This window comes from Gallicola sp. Sow4_E12 (assembly GCF_052116305.1).
In the GTDB taxonomy this organism is placed as follows: domain Bacteria; phylum Bacillota; class Clostridia; order Tissierellales; family Peptoniphilaceae; genus JBQKLI01.
Genome location: NZ_JBQKLI010000020.1, coordinates 16,680 through 37,738 on the forward strand (window position 1 = coordinate 16,680; position 21,059 = coordinate 37,738).

At 37.0% G+C, this 21,059-nt stretch carries 19 protein-coding genes and 1 rRNA gene; all 20 read right to left on the minus strand.

Translation table 11 applies throughout. The annotated features are described in order from the left end of the window. Positions 1 to 17: 17 nt before the first annotated feature. The gene (locus ACTQ46_RS09650; protein WP_441749377.1) at positions 18 to 347 is read right to left on the minus strand and encodes an FtsB family cell division protein; all 330 of its coding nucleotides are present in this window, start codon (positions 345 to 347) and stop codon (positions 18 to 20) included. A gap of 3 nt (positions 348 to 350) precedes the next feature. Next, positions 351 to 593 (minus strand): RNA-binding S4 domain-containing protein, encoded by a 243-nt coding sequence (locus ACTQ46_RS09655; RefSeq protein WP_441749378.1) that lies wholly within the window; start codon positions 591 to 593, stop codon positions 351 to 353. Positions 594 to 630: 37 nt separating this feature from the next. Further along, a complete protein-coding gene (locus tag ACTQ46_RS09660) occupies positions 631 to 1,701 on the minus strand; it encodes an HAD family hydrolase (protein ID WP_441749380.1) in 1,071 nt (356 codons plus the stop codon). A gap of 113 nt (positions 1,702 to 1,814) precedes the next feature. Next, complete coding sequence (gene pyk / locus ACTQ46_RS09665; RefSeq protein ID WP_441749382.1) at positions 1,815 to 3,566, minus strand: pyruvate kinase; 1,752 nt, start codon at positions 3,564 to 3,566, stop codon at positions 1,815 to 1,817. Positions 3,567 to 3,578: 12 nt separating this feature from the next. After that, the gene (gene pfkA, locus ACTQ46_RS09670; protein ID WP_441749384.1) at positions 3,579 to 4,538 is read right to left on the minus strand and encodes a 6-phosphofructokinase; all 960 of its coding nucleotides are present in this window, start codon (positions 4,536 to 4,538) and stop codon (positions 3,579 to 3,581) included. A gap of 13 nt (positions 4,539 to 4,551) precedes the next feature. Further along, on the minus strand, positions 4,552 to 8,040 hold the full coding sequence (locus tag ACTQ46_RS09675; RefSeq protein WP_441749386.1) for a DNA polymerase III subunit alpha: 3,489 nt from the start codon (positions 8,038 to 8,040) through the stop codon (positions 4,552 to 4,554). Positions 8,041 to 8,080: 40 nt separating this feature from the next. Continuing rightward, entirely contained in the window at positions 8,081 to 9,013 is a 933-nt protein-coding gene (whiA, locus tag ACTQ46_RS09680; protein ID WP_441749388.1) for a DNA-binding protein WhiA, read from the minus strand. Further along, entirely contained in the window at positions 9,014 to 9,427 is a 414-nt protein-coding gene (locus ACTQ46_RS09685) for an NUDIX hydrolase (RefSeq protein WP_441749389.1), read from the minus strand. 80 nt (positions 9,428 to 9,507) lie between these two features. Next, the gene (locus ACTQ46_RS09690) at positions 9,508 to 9,768 is read right to left on the minus strand and encodes an acylphosphatase (RefSeq protein ID WP_441749391.1); all 261 of its coding nucleotides are present in this window, start codon (positions 9,766 to 9,768) and stop codon (positions 9,508 to 9,510) included. 9 nt (positions 9,769 to 9,777) lie between these two features. After that, positions 9,778 to 10,806 (minus strand): gluconeogenesis factor YvcK family protein, encoded by a 1,029-nt coding sequence (locus ACTQ46_RS09695; RefSeq protein ID WP_441749393.1) that lies wholly within the window; start codon positions 10,804 to 10,806, stop codon positions 9,778 to 9,780. Then, positions 10,775 to 11,635: an RNase adapter RapZ gene (gene rapZ, locus ACTQ46_RS09700; RefSeq protein WP_441749395.1), complete on the minus strand. Its 861-nt coding sequence runs from the start codon at positions 11,633 to 11,635 to the stop codon at positions 10,775 to 10,777. Before rapZ ends, ACTQ46_RS09695 begins: the two co-directional genes overlap by 32 nt. A gap of 1 nt (position 11,636) precedes the next feature. Continuing rightward, positions 11,637 to 12,401, minus strand: coding sequence for a PHP domain-containing protein (locus ACTQ46_RS09705; RefSeq protein WP_441749396.1), 765 nt, complete (start codon positions 12,399 to 12,401; stop codon positions 11,637 to 11,639). Continuing rightward, the gene (gene murB / locus ACTQ46_RS09710) at positions 12,388 to 13,290 is read right to left on the minus strand and encodes a UDP-N-acetylmuramate dehydrogenase (protein WP_441749398.1); all 903 of its coding nucleotides are present in this window, start codon (positions 13,288 to 13,290) and stop codon (positions 12,388 to 12,390) included. The genes ACTQ46_RS09705 and murB overlap by 14 nt, the downstream gene beginning before the upstream one ends. Before the next feature lie 9 nt (positions 13,291 to 13,299). Then, positions 13,300 to 14,562: a bifunctional folylpolyglutamate synthase/dihydrofolate synthase gene (locus tag ACTQ46_RS09715; protein ID WP_441749400.1), complete on the minus strand. Its 1,263-nt coding sequence runs from the start codon at positions 14,560 to 14,562 to the stop codon at positions 13,300 to 13,302. A gap of 102 nt (positions 14,563 to 14,664) precedes the next feature. Further along, positions 14,665 to 15,747 (minus strand): peptide chain release factor 1, encoded by a 1,083-nt coding sequence (gene prfA / locus ACTQ46_RS09720; RefSeq protein ID WP_441749402.1) that lies wholly within the window; start codon positions 15,745 to 15,747, stop codon positions 14,665 to 14,667. A 27-nt stretch (positions 15,748 to 15,774) separates the two neighbouring features. Continuing rightward, complete coding sequence (gene prmC, locus ACTQ46_RS09725; RefSeq protein ID WP_441749404.1) at positions 15,775 to 17,424, minus strand: peptide chain release factor N(5)-glutamine methyltransferase; 1,650 nt, start codon at positions 17,422 to 17,424, stop codon at positions 15,775 to 15,777. A 46-nt stretch (positions 17,425 to 17,470) separates the two neighbouring features. Then, positions 17,471 to 17,674 (minus strand): 50S ribosomal protein L31, encoded by a 204-nt coding sequence (gene rpmE, locus ACTQ46_RS09730; protein ID WP_441749406.1) that lies wholly within the window; start codon positions 17,672 to 17,674, stop codon positions 17,471 to 17,473. An 87-nt stretch (positions 17,675 to 17,761) separates the two neighbouring features. Beyond that, positions 17,762 to 19,063 (minus strand): transcription termination factor Rho, encoded by a 1,302-nt coding sequence (rho, locus tag ACTQ46_RS09735; protein ID WP_441749408.1) that lies wholly within the window; start codon positions 19,061 to 19,063, stop codon positions 17,762 to 17,764. A gap of 8 nt (positions 19,064 to 19,071) precedes the next feature. Further along, positions 19,072 to 20,664: a CTP synthase gene (locus ACTQ46_RS09740; protein WP_441749410.1), complete on the minus strand. Its 1,593-nt coding sequence runs from the start codon at positions 20,662 to 20,664 to the stop codon at positions 19,072 to 19,074. Between the two features lie 317 nt (positions 20,665 to 20,981). Next, a 5S ribosomal RNA gene (rrf, locus tag ACTQ46_RS09745) occupies positions 20,982 to 21,059 on the minus strand; the annotation flags it as partial.

Genomic DNA, 21,059 nt, shown 5'->3' on the forward strand with positions numbered 1-21,059 from the left:
TGAAACAGCCTCTTCAGCTATTTCTGCTGCTCTTTCGCCGGAGTTTTTCCTTCGTCTTCGATAATTTTCTCATTAGCCTTTATCATGCCTAGACGCTCTCTAGCTACCTGCTCAACAAATTCCATGCTCTCTCTTCGTTTATATTGATCTTCAAGTACAGCTATTTCTTTGTTTAAATCATTAATTTTATCTAATTCTTCTTGTTTCTGCTCTTTTAAAGCAATGCTTTGTTGTGTCTGCTCTAAAAATATATTGCCGAAATAAACACCTAAAATAATTAAAACGGATAGAAAAAGGAATCTAAATCTTTTTTGCTTTCTATTTCTTCTGTTTTTTCTTTTTTTCATATGCTACTCCATTATTTCGTACATATTTTCTCCATCGTTCTTTTTCGGATTTTCTATAAGTTCGATGATCTTTACTTTCATCGTTCCCGTTCCAAAACGAATTTCTACAACATCTCCTGGACTGACTTCAACGCCCGGTTTTACAGTTTTTCCATTTACCGAGACCCTGCCGCCTTCACAGGCTTCTTTCGCTACAGTTCTTCGCTTTATAATACGAGAGTTTTTTAAGAATTTATCAATTCTCATTTTTTCACCTCTTTTTAAGTATATCATAATACCTTATTTAATTTATGGTTTTTTCGTACACTGAATAATCTTTCTTCTGATCTTCTTGAAGTAGATAATCGTATCTTTCTAAATACTTCTTCTCGCTGCCATAAGCCTTAACTTGAATTTTCTTGATTCCTTTTTCACATGCTCTTTCCTCTATCGTTTCAAGCAGCTCAAGGGGTCCTTCTCCAAAGGATATATTCGATATCGCAAATTCTTCTACAATAAGTTTATCTTTTTCTATCTTGTAGAGAAGTACAGCTTCTAGTTTTTCTTTATTAAAATAGCCTAGATGGATAAAATCCTTCTCTTTTTCTGGACTGATTTTAAATGCGCTTTTTCCGGTTATATTTCGATGCTCGTTGTTTCGAATAAAAAGAGATTTCACATATTCCTTAGATTTAACACGAATTTCTTTAACTGGAATTTCCTGATCTCCCCGATCTTCCCTTAAAATAAGTTTAATATTTCTCATATCTTTGAAAATATAATCCGCTCTTTCTTGGTCAAATCCAAACCGGTCGTCTTCTCTTGCCGCAACTATCATTCCTGCTTCTTTTGCTGACTCAATCCCATAAGACGAATCTTCTACTGCCATACACTCTTCCGGTTTTAAACCAAGACGTTTCGCTGTTGTTAGATAAATCTCCGGATGAGGCTTTGAATCTTCGAAATCGTGGCCGCTTAATATAACTGGAAAATATTCCGTTATTCCGCACTCCTCAAGCACATGGCTGATATTTTCCGGAGAGGAGGAAGAAGCCAAAGCCAGTTTATAGCCTTTCGCCCTTAAATCTCTTAGTAGAAGTTTTATTTCAGGATAGAGTATTTCTTTATAATCCACCGGTTTATCCTTGAAATAAGAATTATAATCCAGAGTAAATTCATCCTGAGCTAATTCTTTTCCGATAATTTCACAAATCATGCGTAAAGTGTCTTTATGGGATGACCCCACTACTTTCAAGAGATCCCTATCGTCAAAGAGATGTTCTTTGTACTCTAAGTATTCTATCATTCGTTTATAATAAACAGGTTCGCTGTCTATAATGACCCCGTCCATATCAAAAATTACTGCTTTAATCATTTAACGCCCTCCATACTATCCTATTATTATAATACTATAAAAAAAATAGAACAGTAAAAATATATGATAAAAGGCAAGATTTTCATCCTGCCCTTTTTATGAATAAAAATAAATTATATAACACGAGCCTCTCCGCTGTATACAACACCTGCAGCAGGATCGATGGTAATCTCTTCCCCATTTTCAAATATTTCCATGGCATTTTCAACTCCAACAAGTGTTGGGATTTTTAAATGAAGTCCCACAATCGCAGCATGGCTTGTAAGACCGCCCTCTTCAACAATTACACCGGAAGCTATCTGGAAGAATGGAACGATCTCAGCATCTGTAGACTGAGATACTAGGATATCGCCTTCTTTAAATTCTGATAATTCCTCAGGAGTATTTCCCTTTCGAACAGTTCCAAATGCAGAATGGAAACCAATCCCCATTCCCTTTGCTCTGATTTTCCCTACTGTATGGACTTTTATTAAATTCGTAGTACCTTTTACTCCCACAGGAAGTCCTGCTGTAATAACAATCAGATCTCCTTGTTTAATATATTTTCTTTCCAAAGCAACAGCTATCGAGTTTTCAATCACTGTATCTGTATCTTTAGACCAGCTTGTCAATAGCGGATAAACACCCCACACCAAGGTTAAGCTGTTCATAACATCTTCAGAAGTTGTGGTAGCAATAATCGGAGCTTTTGGTCTGAATTTTGATACGACTTTTGCTGTCGCTCCTGATGCAGTTGCAGATATAATTGCTTCAGCATTTAATTCATCTACCATCTCTTTTGTAGAACGGCTTATCGCATTTGTTGTAGATGCTACATGCCATTTAAGCCTTTTTTCCATCCGTTCTGTGTATTCGGTAGATGCTTCTGTAGTGATTGCGATATCATGCATAACCTTTACAGCTTCCACAGGATAATTTCCTGCAGCCGTTTCTCCAGAAAGCATAATAGCATCTGTCCCATCTAAAATTGCATTTGCCACATCTGTAACTTCAGCTCTTGTTGGTCTTGGATTTCTAGTCATCGAATCCAGCATTTGTGTTGCTGTAATAACCGGCTTCCCTGCAAAAGAGGTTTTTCGTATCATCTCTTTTTGTACGATCGGCATTGTTTCTGTACGTATCTCAACCCCTAAATCTCCTCTAGCAACCATAATTCCGTCGGATACTTCGATGATACTATCTAGATTATCTACTCCTTCTTGAGACTCAATTTTTGAAATGATTTGTATATTGTTGCCTTTATTGTCTTCTAAAATCTTTCGAATATCTAAAACATCCTCTGCTTTTCGAATAAAAGAGGCTGCTATAAAATTCACCCCGTTTTCAATACCGAATTTTATATCTGAAATATCTTTTTCAGTTAATGAAGGAAGCTGTATATTCGTATTCGGAACATTGACCCCTTTTCGAGATTTTAAAATTCCGTAGTTTTGAGCTTCCATAATAATTTCAGTTTCTGTCACGTCTAGTATTTTAAAAGCAACAAGTCCATCATCGATTAAGATGCTTCCTCCGACTTGGACATCTTGAGGAAGTCCTTTGTAGCTTATAGAACAGCGGTCTTGATCGCCGATAATATCTTCAGTCGTCAACGTGAACTTATCTCCTAATGACAGCTGAACTTGATCGACACCAAAATCTCCAAGACGAATCTCTGGTCCTTTAGTATCAAGCATAATTCCTATAGCAAGGTCCAGTTCTTCTCTCGCAGCTTTAATGTTTTTAATCCTCTGAAGATGTTCTTCATGGTTCCCATGAGAAAAGTTAAGCCTGCAGACATTCATTCCACTTTTCATTAATTCTTTTAAAACTTCTATACTGTCTGATGCTGGTCCTATGGTACATACAATTTTTGTACTCTTCATAAATCCTCCTATCTAAATTGAAATTTCATTTGCTATACTGTAAAGCTCTTGATTCAATTCATTTGTTGTTTCTACCGCTTCTGTAATATCCATATCCACAATCTGGCCTCTTTGAGTTGCCAGAGCCAATGCAGATTTTCCTTCTAAAAGCAGCTCTACTGCTTTGTTCCCCATTTCCGTCGCTAAAATTCTATCGTAGGCGCAAGGAGATCCACCACGCTGAACATGACCCAGCATTGTCGCCTTCGTTTCAATTCCTGTTCGTTTCTGCAGCTCTTCCTTTAATTCAGAAGCTTTTCCTGCCCCTTCTGCTAAAACGATAATATGATGTCTTTTTCCTCTTTTTCGTCCTTGGAGAATTTTCTTGCTGATCGCATCGATATCGAATGGCTCTTCAGGAATAACAATACTTTCTGCCCCGCCTGCAACTCCTGCATACAGAGCAAGGTCTCCGCAGTTTCTGCCCATTACTTCTACAACATTTGCTCTTCCGTGAGAAGAGGAAGTATCTCTTAATTTTCCTATCGCATCAATGACTGTTTCTATCGCGGTCCAAAAACCAATCGTATAATCTGTATAACCCATGTCGTTGTCGATGGTCCCGGGAAGTCCGATGGTTTTAATGCCCATGTCGCTTAACGCTTTAGCCCCTTTAAAGGAGCCGTCTCCGCCGATAACGATAAGACCTTCTATCCCAAAATCTTTTATAATATTAAAAGCTTTCTTTCTTCCAGCTTCTGTCATAAACTCATCGCTTCGGGCAGAACCTAAGATAGTACCTCCCCTTTGGATAATGTCGGCAACGGAAGAAACATTCATCTCGTAAATATTTCCATTAATCAGCCCGTCATATCCGTAGCGGATACCCATGACTCGAATTCCGTTGAATATGCAAGTTCTTGCTATCGATCGAACTGCCGCATTCATTCCCGGGGCGTCTCCCCCGCTTGTTAATACACCTATCGTTCTCATAAAACACCTCTTTCTATACTACTTTAACATTTTGTTTTCCCAGTCTTTTTTCTAATTCTTTTATAAGATTTTCATCCTCTGCATCTGCCCACATTTCCTTTTTTAAAACAAAACTTTTTCCAGAATGGGAAAAATAAAACTGAATCGGGCTCTTTTGTTCTCCGGTGTAGCTGCGCAGAAATATTTTTATGTCTTCTACTGTCTGCGACTCTATGGATGGTGTTATTTTAATATATATTTTTTCAGAGGGTAAATTCTTGTCTAGTTCTTCTACTTTATCTACAATCAGTTTAGGTTCTTCCATTTCGCTTAAAGAAAGTCTTCCCTTCACCATAAGAACCTGATCTTCTATCATTAACGAGCTGTATCTATCGTATAATTTCGGAAATACGATTAATTCGATCATACCATATAAATCTTCAAATTTGACAAATTCCATAAGCTGATTGTTTCTCGTAAATTTTTTATTGACCGATTCGACAATTCCTACCATTGTCACTTCTTTTTGATCCCACTTCGCTTCTGCAAGAGAAATCTCTTCTTTTAAATCAATCATTGTAAAATTCGAATATTTGTTGATCCATTCCTCGTAGGGACGAAGAGGGTGATCTGTTAGATAAACCCCTAAAACTTCCTTTTCAAATTTTAAAAGATCTTTTTTATTATACTCTTGATGATTTTTATACTGAATTTCAGAGACCGGCTTGGGTCCATCTTCTTCCATAATGTCGAAAAGAGATTTTTGTCCCGGCACATTTTTCTTTGCTGTATTTTGTACAGAATCTATAACCGCCGAATACTCTAACATCAGTCCGGATCTTGTATAGCCAAGACTTGAAAAAGCACCTGCTTTAATCAGACTTTCCATCCCTCTTTTATTAAGAGCTGTGGAATCAACTGCCGTTACCCGCTCAACGAACTCTCTAAAGTCCGTAAACAAGCCTCCTGCTTGTCTTGCCTTTACAATGGCTTCGATTAAAGCGCCGCCAACATTTTTAATCGCCATCATTCCAAAACGAATCGCTTCATTTTGTACTGTAAACTTTTTATTCGAATAGTTTACATCCGGCGGCAAAATAGCAAGGTCAAGTCTTCTGGATTCTTGTATATATAATGAAATTTGAGGGGTATTTCCCATTACAGAGCTCATCAAAGCAGCCATAAATTCCAGCGGATAGTAATGTTTCAGCCATGCGGTTCTCATAGCCACTAGAGAATAGGCAGCTGAGTGGGACTTGTTAAAGGCATATTTTGCAAAATCAATCATTAAATCGTAGATTTCATTTGCAATCTCCGCAGAGATCCCTTTTCTCAAAGTACCTTCTACCAAGATTTCACCATCTGCTCCATCTTCCCCATAGATAAATCTTTTTCGTTCCGCTTCCATTACATCCATTTTCTTTTTACCCATTGCCCGCCTCAAGTTATCAGCTTGGCCTAAAGAAAAGCCTGCCAGCTGCTGAACAATCTGCATTACCTGCTCTTGATATACAATAGTACCGTAAGTTTCTGACAAAATCGGTTTTAAAGCAGGATGAAGATATTTTATATCTTCGGGATGATTTTTGTTATGAATATAGGTGGGAATTTCGTTCATAGGACCAGGTCTGAAAAGGGAATTCGCAGCGATTAGATCATTAAAGCGGGTAGGCTTTAGCTCTTTTAAAAAGTTTCGCATTCCCGAGGACTCAAACTGAAAGATTCCAAGGGTCTCAGCCACAGTAAACATTGAAAGCACCTCAGAGTCGTTTTCATCCATGTCTTCGACTTTTAGCAAATTTCCTTCCTTCTCGTTGATCATATCAACCGCATCTTGAATCACCGTTAGCGTTCTAAGGCCTAAGAAATCCATTTTAAGAAGTCCCAATTCCTCTAATTCAGTCATATTGCACTGGGTAATAATAGCATCTTTGTTTTTTGCAAGGGATACATATTCCATTATCGGCTTTCTGGAAATCACAACACCGGCAGCATGAGTAGACGTATGTCTTGGAGTTCCTTCTACCCTCAGTGCAATATCGATAAGACGGCGTGTTTCCGGATTGGATTCATAGCTGTTCTTAAATTCATTGCTTATTTCAAGAGCCTTTGAAATCGTCATATCCAACTGCATAGGGATTTGTTTGGCAATTTCATCTACTTTTTTGTAATCCATATCGAGGACTCTTCCTACGTCTCGAATCGCCCCCCTTGCGCCCATTGTACCGAAAGTGACAATCTGTGCTACTTTCTCTGCTCCGTATTTTTTAACCACATACTGTATCACTTCGTCTCTTCTTTCATAGCAAAAGTCGATATCAATATCCGGCATGGAAACCCTCTCTGGATTTAAGAATCGTTCAAAAAGCAGATCATAATCTAAAGGATCAATATCCGTTATCCCTAAAGCAAAACTGACAATACTCCCTGCTGCAGAACCCCGACCCGGACCGACCGGAATCTTTTCTTCCTTCGCGAAACGAATAAAATCCCAGACAATCAGAAAATAATCCACATAGCCCATTTTTTCGATGGTTTGAAGCTCAAATTCTGCTCGTTCTTGAATTTCCTCTGTAATTTTTTCATAGCGATTTTCCAAACCGGACTTTGTAAGTTCCCTTAGATAACTTACATTCGTATGTTCTTTCGGTATTTCAAAATAGGGAAGATGGAGGTTTCCAAACTCCAGTTCTACATTGCATCGTTCTGCAATTTTCTCAGTATTTGTCAAAGCTTCTTTATAATCGCCAAACAAGTTTTCCATCTCTTCCGGGCTTCGAAGATAGAATTCTCCTGGAGCATACTGCATCTTTCCTTCACTATTCTTTTGTTCCAATGTTGTTCCCATTTGAATAGCAAGAATAATATCATGGATTTTCCAGTCATCTTTATTTACATAATGGATATCGTTTGTTGCAACCAGAGGTATTCCTGTCTCAGAGGAGATTCTAGGAATTTCTTCCAGTATTCTTTCGTCTTCCCGCATGCCATGATTTTGAAGTTCTAAATAAAAATTATCTTCTCCAAAAATCTCCTGAAGTTCAATAGCGGATTCTTTCGCAGTTTCATAATCGTTTTTAAAAACAAGATCTTCTTGGACTTTTCCCTTCAGACATGCAGACAGAGCGATAATTCCTTTGTGATATTTTCTTAAAACAGAATAGTCGACTCGAGGCTTATAATAAAAGCCTTTAATATAACCTAAAGAAACAATTTTCATCAAGTTTTCATAGCCTTCTTGATCTTTTGCCAATAATATTAAGTGATTATAGCGTTTGTTCTGAGCGCTTTTTTCTAAATAATCACCATTTACTGTATAGATTTCACATCCTAAGATGGGTTTGATTCCTCTTTTCACGGCTTCTTTATAAAACTGCACCACACCAAACATCGATCCGTGATCTGTAATGGCGATATTTTTCATCCCCAGTTCTTGGCAGCGGTCTAAAAGCTCCGGTATCGGAGAGTAGCCGTCCAAAAGACTATAAGCTGTATGGACATGTAAATGTGTAAATTGAACCATAATTCCTCCTTTCTCTTCCTAAAATAAAAAACAAAGAAATCTAGAGTGATTTCTTTGTCAATTCTTCTGCTATTTTCTCGATTTTTTTCAGTTTATAATTGACACCTGATCTAGACTGCTGAGGCTTCATTAATTCTCCTATGGATTTCAAGGATGCATCTGGATGATGCAGCCGTATGAGCGCCACTTCCTTAAGATTATCCGGCAGATTTTCAATACCGATCTTTAGGATCGCTTTTTTCTGCTTCATCGCAGCAGCTACTGTTTTATCGATATTCGCAGTTTCGCAATTGATAACTCGGTTGATATTGTTTTTCAAGTCCTTCATAGCGCGTATGTCTTCCAGCTTTAAAACTGATTGGTACGCTTCCATAAAAGATAATATATCCGATATCATCTCGCTGTCCTTATAATAGAAAATATACTGATCTTTTCTCTTCGTTATCTTTCCGAATAAGTCTACAGAATCCATCAATTCTTTTATCCGTACTGCTTCCGACTCGTCATCAAATACGATCTCCAAATGATACATCTTTTCAGGATTTGCGATGGATCCGGCCCCTAAAAAACATCCTCTTATATAGGAACGGATTTTACGGTTCGTATTGATAAGCTTTTGAGGAATTTCCCCTGTCAGGCTGATAATAAAGGATGGTTCATAGCCTCCGTCTTCCATCAGCTTCACAAAAACATCTTCTGAATCAATTAATACTTTATAAATGGTCTTTCGTCGTAATTGATTTCTTTTTACTGCTGAAATTTTCGCATCATAATTATAAAGAGTTTTTATAAGAAGGAAGATTCTTCTCGCAACAGGATTGTTTTCTGTGGAAAACTGAATCCTCATATGACCGCCTTGGATCATAAGAATTGCATTGACTCTTAATAATGCAACAATTTCTGATTTCATTTCTTCAGCACTTCCAAGGGGTGTTTTTGAGAGCTCCCCTTTTACATTATTGGAATAAGACATTTACTTACCTCTGTCCTTATTATAAAAATACTTTGTTTTCCGAATCATATTTTTCTCTGCATCGTGCTTTATATAATGAATTGCCTTATCAAAAGGCATATAAACGGCTTCTGTAAATCCTTCTTCTTTTTGCGGGATAAGATTTGTATCTTTCGATTCCATATAATAATAATGAACAGTTTTTTGCACTTTATCTCCCTCAATATGCTGATACCAATATTTCACATAACCGATATAACGTACAATTTCTGCCCGCAGGCCAGATTCTTCCCTTACTTCACGCAGTGCTGCTTTCTCTCTGGATTCACCCTCTTCAAGTCTGCCTTTCGGCAAAACCCATTCTCCTCGGAATTTTCTAAGTACAGCAACTTTACCTTTGTGAACAACGACTCCTCCTGCACTTATTTCTTCCATTCAATAACCTCCTTGAATCTGATAATCAAACAACTTATAATATTATACTATAAAAAGGAGGAGCTTACACATTTTTTAAATCAGCGGATTTCAAAACCTTCTTCTTCGATTTCTTCAATCTGCTCTTCTTCCTTGTACTCGATTGATATAAATCTTTGGCTTGATATATTTTCGATGAGCTGCTGTATTTTCTCTTTTGTCCCCTGTACTTCCATCTCAACGGTTCCATCGGATAAATTTCTGACCCATCCTGTCAGACCTATTAAATTTGCTTCTGTATAAGAACTGTAACGAAAACCAACACCTTGCACCCTGCCATAAAAAAGAATTCTTTTACGCATATTCTTCTCCTAATCTACAAAATATTTGCAAAAATCATTGATAATCGCTTTCATTGCCATTTCTGAATCTGTCCGGATATAATTGAGCTTAACATCTACAAAAGGACCTTCTATAACCTTTATCCCCTGATCTTCAAGATCTTCTTTTTCATGCTCTTTCAAATAAACCGGTTCGGCGCCTTCCATAAAATAATACTTCAGCGCTTGTTCTTTCGGTATCTCTTCATTGTTGACTAAAACACGATCGATGATTTTCTCGCCTGCATGTTTCGTAATAGCTTTAATATGATCTGTCGCACTATAGCCGTCTGTTTCTCCAGCCTGGGTCATCACATTTACATTATAGTAAACAGGTGCTTGTGTATTGATAACGGCTTTTGCAATCCGCTTTACCAATAGATTCGGCATAATGGATGTGTAAAGGCTTCCCGGACCTAATATAACAATATCTGCATCCATAATCTCATCGATCGCCTCTTCTAATGGCTGAGGAGATTCGGGTTCAAGAAAGACTTCTTTGATTTTTCCGCCGGATTTTCTTGTAAGAAAAGTAATATTTGATTCCCCTTCTATGACAGACCCGTCCTCCAGTTTTGCATACAGAACAATATTTTCCAATGTCATTGGAAGAACCTTTCCTGTTATGGCTAAAACATTGGCTGTTTCTTTAATCGCAACGTCAAAAGATCCATAGATATCGTTCATTGCGGCTAAGAAAAGATTTCCGAAATTTTGGCCTTTATAGGTTCCTTCTTTAAATCGATACTGCATCAGATTTTCCATAGCCGGCTCTGTATTGGCAAGGGCAATTAAACAGGCTCTTATATCCCCTGGAGGAAGCATTCCTAGATCTTCTCTTAACACTCCAGAACCGCCTCCATCATCTGCTACTGTTACGATTGTCGTAATATTTGTAGAATACTTTTTCAATCCTCGAAGCATAACGGAGTTTCCTGTTCCTCCTCCGATGGTTACAATTCGAAGATCTCTATTATGAATGTTTTTTCTACCATAATTTTGAATCTCTGTGGGACACATGTGTTTTTTCTCCTGCTTTTTCCAATTCTTGGGATAATCTCTCTGTTATAGCAACAGAACGGTGTTTCCCTCCTGTACAGCCGATTCCAATGACTAAACTTGTTTTTCCTTCATGAATATAGTGAGGGATTAAAAATTCCAGCATATCCATGGTCTTATGCACAAATTCATCTGAAACGGGATAGTCGAAAACAAAATCGGATACTTCTTTATTCAATCCGCTCAAGGGTTTCAAACTTTTTTCGTAATAAGGATTCGGAAGGAAACGCACATCAAATACCAAGTCCGCATCTAATGGGATTCCATGTTTAAATCCGAAAGACATCACTGTTATGGTAAGAGTTCTTCCTTCTTCCGATGATTCATAGAGCGCATGGATTCTATTTTTAAAATCGCCTAATATAAAACCTGTTGTATCTATATACGTATCTGCAAGTTTTCTGATTTCTCCCAGCTGCTCTCTTTCTTTGTGTATCGCATCTAAAAGATTGATTTCTTCTGTTACAAGAGGATGGGGTCTTCGGAGCTCTTTATATCGTCGAACGAGTATTTCATCAGAAGCATCTAAAAAAAGAATACTTACTTTTTCACCCATTGCTTTTAATTTGTTTATCGCATAAATCAGATCATTGAAAAAAATACCGCCCCTGATGTCTGCTACTACTGCCAGCCGATCAATTTCTTTCATGCTTGTTTTTGAAAGTTCAGCAAAATTTGTCAATAGCTGAGGGGGAAGATTATCCATGGAATAATAACCCATATCTTCGAAAATATCTAATGCTGATGATTTTCCTGCACCGGAAATACCAGTTATAATAACAATTTCCATATTAAGCTCCTTCTAATAGTTCTACATTTTCTACTTTCGTTAAAGGAATACCGGATTCTTCTATTCTCCTAAATGCGCCTTCTACCGATCCCACTGCATCCGGAAAATGGGCATCGCTTCCCACAGAAAATCTGCAGTCCGTCTGGGCAGCTATCGCTAAATTTTCAACACTTATATGATTGTGATGACCGTTTATTTCTAATAAAGTGCCTTGTTTCTCACAAGCTTCAGCTAGTTTTCTGATATCTAAATTTACCTTTTCTCCTGGATGAGTAATAATCCGAATAGGGTAATTCTCTACAATTTTTATAAGAGCTTCTGTATTCTTCTCCCTAATGTAATTCTCCAACCGGCTGCTGTATTTGGATAGAGGGTTTATATAACGAAAGAGTATTTCTGACTTTATGTTCAAAAAACGAACACCGGTATGATAACCCACATTAATAATATCAAAATATTTTATTTCGTCTTCTTTAATATCGATTTTACCGTCATAATCGACTACATTCGCCTCTACTCCGAAGAATATTTTAATCCGGCCTTCAAATTCCTTGTTCAGATCATCGATTTCTTTGCGTACAATTGGAATCATTTTTCTTTTTAAACCGAAAAACAGATGTCCTGGTCCATGATCTGTAATATACAATTCTTTTAATCCTAAGCTTAAAGCCCTTTCAGCATTTTCTCTGATCGTTCCCTTGCCGTGTCCGTTTCTGCTATAAAGTGTATGGGTATGATAATCTCCGATTAATCTAAATTTCTTCACCTAAAATTTTCACCTCAGTCTGGAGTTTTACTCTATATTTATCATAAATCTCTTTTTGAATATGGCGTATAATATATAACACATCATCACAAGCGGCTCCCCCTGTGTTGATCACAAAACCGCAGTGCTTTTCGCTTACCATCGCATTATTATGTTTATACCCTCTTAGTCCCGCATCATCAATAAGTTTTCCTGCATAATAGCCTTCTGGCCGTTTGAAGGTGGAGCCGGCACTAGCATATTCTAAAGGCTGTTTTTCCTCTCGTCTTTGGGTTAATGAATGATAAAGTTCGTCGATCTCTTCTTGATTTCCTTTTTCGAGAGCTAATTCCACTTCCAATACGATAAGGTTTTCTTCTTGGACTCTCGAGTGGCGATAGCTGAAATGCATGTCTTCGTTGGTATAAGTGCGGATTTCCAAATCCTGTCCTAAACAAGTTACTGTCCCTACAATATCCTTCATTTCTCCGCCATAAGCCCCTGCATTCATTGTAATAGCGCCGCCGATATTGCCAGGAATTCCAGAAACATATTCCATACCAGCAAGACCCTCTTCTATACTCGCTTTCGCGACTTCTGCTAATTCTGCTCCTGCTTGAGCATAAACTTTTTCTCCCTCTATCTTTATTTGTGAAAAAGCTTCTCCTAACTTAATGATTACCATTCTAAGTCCCTGATCTGAGACTAAGAGATTGCTGCCGTTTCCAATGACCATATAAGAGAAATCATGTTCTTTGATTGTTTTTAAAGTGTTTAAAACCTGTTCTTTATTTTCTGGGATTATCATGACATCGCAGGGTCCGCCTATTTCAAATGTTGTATGATTTTTCATTTCTTCGGAAAATCTTACTTCCCCATAATTGCCATTTTCAAATATCTTGTAATCCATCTTTTCCTCCTAATGATTATAATAATGAAGGACATCTTTTACTTGATAAAAAGAGCCGCAGATTATTATAATATCTTCTCTATATTCTTTATTTGCATACTCTATTGCCGCTGGAATAGTTTCTAAATCTGCTACTTCGCTGCAAAATTGATCTAATAAAACTTTCAGAGCAGAGCTTTCTAATTTTCTTTCAGGATAATCCGGTTCTACTGCAATAAATGCCTTGGCTATTTCAGAAAGAATCTCAACTTCTTTTTTATATTCCTTGTCTTTTAAAACGCCGAAAATAAATACGAATTTTCTATCTGGATAGATAAGGGTTAAGGCTTTTTTCAATTCTCCGATCCCCTGCTCATTATGAGCCCCATCCAGTAAAATAACAGGATTATCCTGAACTTTCTGCAATCTGGCTATCATTCTGGTATTTTTGAATCCCTGAAGCACTTTTTTCCTATCCATGAAGTAGCCTAATTCTTCTAGAAAACTTATGATTTCGAAGACTAGGGTACTATTTTTGACTTGATACTCTCCCATCAAGCTTAACTCGATTGCTCTTCCTTTATAAGTAAAGGACTGGGAACTCTCTTTGACTTCAATACCCTTTATTTTTTCAAAATCTGGAGAGATTACAGAAACACCTTTTTCTTCGGCTATTTCTCGAATCACTTTTTCCACTTCTTGGTCTTGAGGATATAAAATTACTGGAGCAGAACTTTTTATAATACCGCCTTTTTCATAGGCTATTTTTGCTAACGTATCCCCTAAATAGTCGGTGTGATCCAAAGCGATGCTGGTAATTACTGTTAAAATAGGCTGATCTACAACATTTGTTGCATCAAGCCGTCCTCCCATCCCTACTTCCAAAACTACAAAATCACAATCTTTTCTTGCAAAATATTCTAAAGCGACTGCCGTAAGCAGTTCAAATTCTGTTATTGGAATACTTTCTTTCTCACAAATTTCAACGATATCGCTAAATACCTGGAGGTAATCTTCATCCGATATTTCTTCGTTATCAATATGTATTCTATCATTTATATGATAAAGCTCTGGCGATGTATAGAGCCCTGTTTTATATCCGTTTTCCGTTAAGATTCTTTGGGTCATAGTACATGTCGAACCTTTGCCGTTTGTTCCTGCAACATGAATAATTTTATACTTATGATCCGGTCTGTCTAATGCCATCAGAACTTTTTCCATATTATCTAGACCTAATACAAAACCGCGCTGTCTGCTTTGTTCTAAATAACGATCTGCTTCATTTCTATCCATAGTACCCTCCTATATTTCAATCACTCCTATTATAACATTCTTTATAGAAGGACATCTCTTCAAATGGAAAAACTCTATGAAAGAATTCTCTTTCATAGAGTTTTAAGCTGTTTTATCGTCGCCGATGATCTTTAATTTTTCTGCTTGATCGTAAGTGATCAGCGCATCGATCATTTCTTCGATATTGCCGTCTAGAAAATCATCCAGCTGATGGATGGTACGGTTGATTCTATGATCTGTAACTCGTCCTTGTGGGAAATTATAAGTTCGGATTCTTTCTGAACGGTCTCCGCTTCCAACTTGGGATTTTCTTTCATCCGCCATTTCTTTGTTCTGTTCTTCCAGCATTTTATCGTAAAGACGGGATTTTAATATTTTCATCGCCTTGTCTTTATTCTTTAACTGAGATTTCTCATCTTGGCAAGATACTACGATTCCTGTAGGCAAGTGAGTGATACGAACTGCAGAGTCCGTAGTATTTACAGACTGTCCGCCGTTTCCTGATGAACGGAATACATCCACTCTTAAATCTTTCTGCTCGATATGAACATCTACATCATCTGCTTCTGGAAGAACGGCTACTGTTGCAGCAGAGGTATGAATTCTTCCGCTGGATTCTGTAGCTGGAACACGCTGTACCCTATGGACTCCAGATTCGTATTTTAATTTAGAATAAGCTCCCTGTCCTTTCACCATAAAGACAGCCTCTTTTATTCCCCCGACTCCCTGCTCGTTAATATCCATAAGTTCTGTTTTCCAGTTTTTCTTATCGGCAAACATGTTATACATTCGAAGAAGTTCTCCTGCGAACAGACCTGCCTCATCTCCGCCGGCACCCGCTCGAATTTCGATAAACACGTTTTTATCATCATTAGGATCTTTCGGCAATAATAGGATTTTTAATTCTTGTTCTTGAGTCGTAATTTCTTTTTCTCTTGCGCTGACTTCCTCTTTCAGCATGTCTCTCATATCATCGTCTAAAGACTCGCCCAGCATCTCTTTGTCTTCTTCAAGAATATTTTTATTTTGTACATATTCATTATACTTTTCGATTATCGGCTTAAGATCCGCATGTTCTTTCACCATTTTCTGCCAGTTTTCCATGTTCTTCATCGTATCCGGATCCGCAATCTTAAGTTCTAGATTCTTATAGTTTTCCTTTAAAGATTCTAAATTTTCAAACATTTTATTACCTCTCTTATTTCTTTCCTATTATTGATATACTGCTAAAATAACCCGATCGAATCCCTGCAGATCTTGGAAAAGCTTTATGTCGTGAAAGCCTTCTTCTTGCAGAAAAAGCTCTACCGATTTTCCTTGATCACTGCCTATTTCAAAGGCCAATAAGCCTCCCGGTTTAAGATATTTTGGAGCATGGCTGATGATTCGTCGATAAAAATCCAGTCCGTCTTCGCCTCCATACAATGCCAAAGAAGGTTCGCTTTTCACTTTCCAATCTAAATTTTCCATGTCTTGTCTGTTAATATAGGGAGGATTAGAACAAATCAAATCAAATTTCTCTCCAGAAACCGGCTCAAAAAGATCTCCTAATCGAAATTCTACATTTTCTGCCTGTAATAATTTTCTATTTTCTTCTGCCAAACGATATGCATCTTCAGATATATCTACGCCTATGACAGAAGCTTCCGGAAGCTCCAATCCCAATGTAAGAGCAATAATCCCTGAACCTGTTCCGATATCTAATATATCCTTGTATCCGCTTCTCCAGTTAATCACCGTTTCTAAAAGATTTTCTGTATCGAAACGAGGGATAAGTACATTTTCTCGAACTTTAAACTCTCTGCCATAAAAATTCCAATGTCCTAAAATATACTGAAGAGGTATTCTATCGTAAAGTTCGGAAATCTTTATGATTTTTTCTTCTTCTTTCTGGGTTAACTCAAAAGGCATGTTTAATTTCAGTTCTGATTTCGACTTTCCAAGAACTTCTTCTAATATTAAATACCCGTCAACTGAACCAAATTTTTTAATTACATCTTGTCCGGTCATTCTTAATTCTCCTATAATGGGTCTAATCGCTCGAATTCCTACTTCAATCATATCATCATCAGGTTCAAGTGTCGTCGTCCAATATTGTATTTTTGAAAATACATCATTTATCTTTCCAAAAAAAGGATTTTTGCTTTGATCTAAATAATAAAACACTTCGTAGCCAACTATAAAAGATACAAGTATCGTAAAAGCCCTAGTGATAAGTCGCATTCCCATATCGGGCCATCCAAGGAATATATTTATGATTAAATACACTGTAAATGTATAACTTATATAATTTGTACCGCATCTCGGATGCGATCTCTGAAATGTTCGTACATTCTCCACCATAAGAGTTTCTCCAGCCTCATAACAATGAATCGTCTTATGTTCTGCACCATGATATTTTAAAAGGATTTCTATATCCTGAAATTTCATAAGAAGCCTCATATAAAGAACAAAAAGAAACATCCGTATTAAACCTTCTACTATATTAAGAAGAAAAACATTTTTGATGAATCCTTCAAACAACCCAGCCAAGAGAGTGGGCAATATCAGCATAAAAAACAAAAAAATAAAAACTGCAGCGAAGAGATTCAGTATCAGAATGAGTTGATAAAGGACTCTTCCCTGTTTTTTCTTTCTTGCAGCCGGCTCTTTAAAACTTGCTATCAGGGAGCTGTAAAAATTCCATAAAAGAAATATACCCCGAATAATTGGAAGCTGATATCTTCTTCCTTGAGGCTCAGCTGTATACAGCAGTTTTTCTTTAATCGTATTTTTATCCCGTTTTGCGATAGAGATTTTATCTCTATTTCTCATTACGATGCCTTCCGGAAGAGCCTGCCCGCCTATCTCCATTATTCCCATGAGAACCTTTCATATAAAAAAGCTAGTACCATTGTACTAGCCTTCATTATTTCATATTATATTTCTTCTTAAATTTCTCTACTCTACCACCACGTTCAGCTGATCTTTGACGTCCAGTGTAGAATGGATGACATTCAGAACAAACCTCTACCTTGATAGCTTCTTTTGTAGATCCAACTTGAAATGTATTTCCACATGAAGAGCAAGTAACTGTTGCTTCGTGATATTCTGGATGAATTCCCTTTTTCATTATTTTCACCTCTTCCTAATAAAACCTTTATGTTTCGTGACTAAGTTATTATATCACAGTATTCCCATTGAATCAACATTCTTTTTACTATTTCAACCCTTTATTAATCTCATCTAATAATTGCTGATTCGATTTTGTATTATGAATCATCTCTTGGAATTTATCTGCAATTTCCTGTGGATTTCCGCTGGATAAAAATCTTCTTATCTTTCTCATAGCCTCCAATTCTTCTCGGCTTAAAAGAAGTTCGTCTCTTCTCGTTCCAGATTTGAAAATATCGATAGCAGGAAATATTCGAAGTTCAGATAAATCCCGGTCTAAATGGACTTCCATATTTCCCGTTCCTTTAAATTCTTCAAAGATCATATCATCCATTCTAGAACCTGTTTCAATCAATGCCGTAGCTATTATCGTTAAACTTCCGCCTTCTTCCAAATTTCTAGCAGCACCGAAAAATCGTTTCGGTTTATGGAGTGCCATAGGATCCAATCCGCCAGATAAGGTCTTTCCAGAATAAGGACTGGTAATATTATATGCCCGTGACAGCCTTGTAATACTGTCTGTTAATATGACTACATCTTTGCCATGTTCCACAAGTCGTTTCGCCCGCTCTAATACTATTTCAGAAATTCTAGTATGATTTTGAGGCAGCTCATCAAAAGTAGAAGCTACTACTTCCGCATTGACCGATCGTTTCATATCTGTGACTTCTTCAGGTCTTTCATCTATTAGAAGCACAATGATATGCATTTCAGGATGATTTTTTCCGATTGCGTTTGCGATTGATTTTAAAAGTGTTGTTTTGCCGGTTTTAGGAGGAGAAACGATGAGCCCTCTTTGTCCTTTACCTATAGGTGAAATCAAATTGATAATTCTCATGGAGTACTGCTCTTGACCCCATTCCAAATCTATTTTTTCATCAGGATAAAGAGGTGTTAAATCTTCGAAATTTCTTCTTTCTCTTAGATGTTCCGGACCATCGCCGTTGACTTTATTTATATAAATTAAAGGGCTGAATTTTTCCCGATCGTCATGTTTTTCGCGAGCTAAACCTTCAACATAATCTCCTGTTTTTAATCGAAATCGGCGTACTTGAGTGTGAGGCACATAAATATCATCATCACCGGAATCATAACCTTCTGAACGTAAAAAACCAAAACCGTCTTGATGAAGATCGAGTATTCCTTTTACTTTTAAAGGCTCTTTCTGGGCAGAAGCAGGAGATTTCTCATCTTTCTCCATATTCTCCTGCTCATTTAATTCGACCTGTTCTAGGATTGCATCGATTAATTCGCTTTTTTTCTTCCTTGAAATAGACTTTACACCCGCCTCACTGGCAAGTTCTTTTAGTTCATCCAGCTTTTTTCCGGACAATGCTTCCTTATCCATAACTCCTCCTATGAATCTTTCTTTTTCTTTAACATCGCTTTTACAAAGTTATTGAAGATAGGATGAGGTTTAGTAGGTCTGGATCGAAATTCCGGCTGGAATTGAATTCCTAAATAAAATGGATGGTCTTTAATTTCAACTGCTTGAATATATTTTTCATCCGGTGTCATTGCACTGATAATAAGATCGGCATTTTCCATTTTTTCTTCAAACATACGATTTACTTCATAACGGTTTCTATGTCTCTCATACACTAATTCTTCTCCGTAAATATCAGATAATAAACTTCCGCTCTTAATACGGCTTGGATATAATCCTAAACGGCGCTCGTCCTTCACTGAACTTTCTTTAGGCGCGTATATAATATCATCTATAGAATTCTCGATAGAATCATCTGGAAGTACTTTAAGCCCTGCATCTCTTGCTACATCCACAACAGCAGCATGCATACCCATAGAGATTCCTAAGAAAGGTATTTTATTCTCTCTTGCAAATTTTGAAGCAAGTACCATACCTACCAATCCTCTATCTCCAAAACCTGCTGGAATAATAATACCATCGCTGTCTTTTAACATACTTTTGTAATTCTTGCTATCTAATTTTTCAGCATCTACGATATTTATATCAAAGTCAGTACCGTACTCTATGCCTGAATGTGTTAAAGCTTCAAAAAGAGAAAGATAAGAATCCTTCAAGTCTACATATTTAGCAATCACTGCTAACTTAACTTTCTTGTCCACTTTTTTAACCTTTTCTAATAATGAATCCCATTCTTTAGAATTAAGAGGTCTCTTTTCTAACTTTAATTTCTCCATAACAAGTTCGCTTAAGCCTTGTTTTTCTAAAACTTTAGGCAGTTCGTACAGATGTTCTACATCGGAATTTTCGATTACATCTTTAGGTTCCATGTCGCAGAATAAAGCGATTTTATCTATCGTTTCTTCATCGATAGAATGCTCTGTTCTAAGAATAATAATATCCGGTTGAATTCCGAAACTTCTTAAATCTTTTACAGAGTGCTGCGTCGGTTTTGTCTTTAATTCTCCGGAAGTGGTAAGATAAGGAACTAATGTCACATGAATATAGAGAACATTATCACGGCCTACATCGTATTTAAACTGGCGGATAGCTTCGATAAATGGAAGACCTTCGATATCTCCTACCGTTCCTCCGATTTCAGTAATAATAACATCCACATCTCTTTGTGTGCCGATTTTTTTTACACGATCTTTTATTTCATTTGTAACATGAGGAATTACTTGTACTGTACTGCCGCCGTAAACACCTTTATCCTGATTTTCTAGAATTGTTTTATAGATAATACCTGTTGTGATATCTGCAGATTTATCTAGATTAATATCTGTAAATCTCTCATAATGACCCACATCTAGATCTGTTTCCGCTCCATCGTCTGTTACAAAAACTTCTCCATGCTGAAGAGGGCTCATCATTCCTGGATCCACATTTAAATAGGGATCAAACTTCTGCAACACAACTTTCAGGCCGCGGTCTTTTAATAATCTTCCTAAGGATGCTGCTGTTAAGCCTTTGCCTAATGAAGAAACAACCCCGCCTGTTATAAAAATATACTTAGTACTCATTACTCTTCCTCCTTACAATAGTATGAAATAAGAAAAGGCTTATACAAGCCTATCTAACTGCTTTCTCAATATTGGAAAGCTTTATTACATTGTGCCTTGGGGCCATATACCTTTCCCCTTTTGAATCTATTTTTGAAATAATATGACTTTAATAGAATAAACGAATTTCAGAATTTGTCAAGAATTTTTTGTTTCATTAAATAACATATTTATTATAGCAGATAGTGTTCTGAAAGAAAAGAATCTATATTTTGAAATTCTATTATTTGAGAAAAAAGCAAAAGAACCCTGCACGATAAATCGTACAAGGTTCTTTTGTTGAGCGACTACCTACTCTCCCAATCCGTTTCCGGATAAGTACCATCGGCGCAAGAAGGCTTAACTTCTGTGTTCGA